This window comes from [Clostridium] symbiosum ATCC 14940 (assembly GCF_000466485.1).
In the GTDB taxonomy this organism is placed as follows: Bacteria; Bacillota; Clostridia; order Lachnospirales; family Lachnospiraceae; genus Otoolea; species Otoolea symbiosa.
In genome coordinates this window covers 1-2,756 of sequence record NZ_KE992899.1, presented here as the reverse complement: position 1 = coordinate 2,756, position 2,756 = coordinate 1, and the positions used below count along the sequence as shown (strand labels likewise).

Below are 2,756 nucleotides of genomic sequence, written 5' to 3'. Positions count from 1 at the left end.
CGGCGGCGTCCTCACCTGCTTAACTAAATCTCCCCCATCCGAACCATTATACTACAATATCTGGTATTCTAAATATTATGAAACCAGATATTGTGTTTTATTATGCCATCTGCTATAATTGGATACGAACCCTAGTGAGGATGGGAATGAAAGGAGTAAGGAACATGATCAGCGTGATAAAGCGTGACGGAGAAGTGGCGGACTTTAATCTGGGAAAGATTACCAATGCAATTAAGAAGGCCTTTAAGGCGACGAAGAATGACTACAATCAGGAGATCCTGGAACTGCTGTCTCTCCGCGTAACAGCCGATTTTCAATCCAAAATGACGGATGGGAAAGTCAGCGTGGAGCAGATCCAGGACAGTGTGGAGCATGTGCTGGAACAGACAGGCTATACGGAAGTTGCCAAGGCTTATATTCTATATAGAAAGCAGAGAGAAAAAATCCGTAACATGAAAGCGACGATCCTGGATTATAAGGATGTTGTGAACAGCTATGTCCAGGTGGAGGACTGGCGGGTAAAGGAGAACTCCACCGTTACCTATTCTGTGGGAGGTCTTATTTTAAGCAATTCAGGAGCGGTAACCGCCAACTACTGGCTCTCTGAAATATACGATCATGAGATAGCGGAGGCACACAGGGAAGCGGATATCCATCTGCACGATCTGTCCATGCTGACGGGTTACTGTGCAGGCTGGTCATTAAAGCAGCTTCTGACGGAGGGCCTGGGCGGCATTCCGGGTAAGATTACTTCCTCACCGGCCAAACACCTTTCCGTACTTTGCAACCAGATGGTAAACTTCCTGGGAATCATGCAGAACGAGTGGGCCGGAGCGCAGGCATTTTCCTCTTTTGATACATACCTTGCACCTTTCGTAAAAGTAGATAATTTATCATATGATGCCGTAAAGAAATGTATTGAGTCATTTATCTACGGTGTTAACACCCCGAGCCGCTGGGGAACCCAGGCGCCGTTCTCCAATATCACTCTGGACTGGACCGTACCGGAGGATATGGCGGAGATGAACGCCATTGTCGGCGGCAAAGAGGTGGATTTCAAATATAAGGACTGCAAGCCGGAGATGGATATGATCAATAAGGCATTTATTGAGACGATGGTCGAGGGGGATGCCAACGGGCGCGGGTTCCAGTATCCGATACCGACTTATTCCATCACCAAGGATTTTGACTGGTCCGATACGGAGAATAACCGTCTCCTGTTTGAGATGACGTCAAAATACGGAACGCCTTATTTTTCAAATTATATCAACAGCGATATGCAGCCCAGTGATGTCAGGAGCATGTGCTGCCGTCTGAGGCTGGATCTGCGCGAGCTCCGCAAAAAGACAGGCGGTTTCTTCGGCTCAGGAGAGAGTACCGGTTCCGTCGGCGTCGTCACAATCAATATGCCGAGAATTGCCTATCTGGCGGTAAATGAGGAGGACTTCTACAGACGCCTCGACCATATGATGGACATTGCGGCCCGCTCCCTGAGAATTAAAAGGGAAGTTATCACCAAGCTGCTTGATAACGGGCTTTATCCATATACCAAACAGTACCTGGGCACCTTTGCTAACCATTTTTCCACTATCGGCTTATTGGGCATGAACGAAGCCGGACTCAATGCGAGATGGCTGCGGAAGGACATGACCCATGAGGAGACACAGACTTTTACGAAGGATGTGCTGAACCATATGAGGGAGCGCCTGGCCGATTACCAGGAGCTTTACGGAGATCTTTACAATCTGGAGGCAACACCGGCTGAGTCAACCTCCTACCGTCTGGCGAAGCATGACAGAAAGCGTTACCCGGACATTATTACGGCAGGTGAACCGGGAGAAACGCCGTATTATACCAACAGCTCCCATCTTCCGGTGGGATATACGACAGATATTTTCGATGCGCTCGACGTGCAGGATGAAATCCAGACTCTCTATACCTCCGGAACGGTATTCCATGCATTCCTCGGAGAAAAGCTGCCCGACTGGAAATCGGCATCCAAGCTGGTGAGGACGATTGCCGAGAATTACAAACTTCCGTACTATACATTGTCGCCGACCTACTCTATCTGCCAGGATCACGGCTATCTGATAGGGGAGCATTTTACCTGTCCTGTCTGCGGCAGAAAGGCGGAGGTATACAGCCGTATTACCGGTTACTACCGTCCGGTACAGAACTGGAACGAAGGCAAGACACAGGAATATAAAGACAGAAAGTCTTACGATATCACACGCTCCGTTCTCAAAAACGGAACAACGTTTGTCCTGGAGCCGGAGAAAAGCGCAGACTGGGCTGAGAGCGGCGCCAAAGAGGGAATTTACCTCTTTACCACAAAAACCTGTCCCAATTGCCGCATGGCAAAGGAATTTTTAAAGGACAGGGAGTATGAGGTAGTGGATGCGGAGGAGAATCCGGAGCTTTCCGACCGCTTTGGCATAATGCAGGCGCCAACTCTGGTCCAGGTGGGACGAGACGGAGAAGTGAAGAAATATGTCAATGCTTCCAATATCAGAAGATTTGTGGAAGAGAGCAGATAAGTAACCGTTCAGACAGGTCTTTGCATTTACAGGAAATATACTGCCCGTGCAGGCTGGGATATACCCGGCATGTACGGGCAGTTATTGATCCACCGGATAACTGTTCCCGGAACGTTACTGTTCACAGGCAATGTTATATAGTTAATCAGGTGAGGACGCCGCCGGAACGGTCGGCGGACGGGGGGGGATATGAGTCTTTCGTCCCGGGGGAAGATTATC

General features: G+C 49.2%; 1 protein-coding gene. It reads left to right on the top strand.

Annotation, left to right across the window (positions count from 1 at the left end):
• Positions 1-164: 164 nt before the first annotated feature.
• On the top strand, positions 165-2,537 hold the full coding sequence (locus CLOSYM_RS09975) for a ribonucleoside triphosphate reductase (protein WP_044902338.1): 2,373 nt from the start codon (positions 165-167) through the stop codon (positions 2,535-2,537).
• Positions 2,538-2,756: the final 219 nt, after the last annotated feature.

Coding starts and splice junctions, on each gene's coding strand:
- CLOSYM_RS09975 (WP_044902338.1), top strand. CDS start 165: ATGATCAGCGTGATAAAGCGTGACGGAGAAGTGGCGGACTTTAATCTG.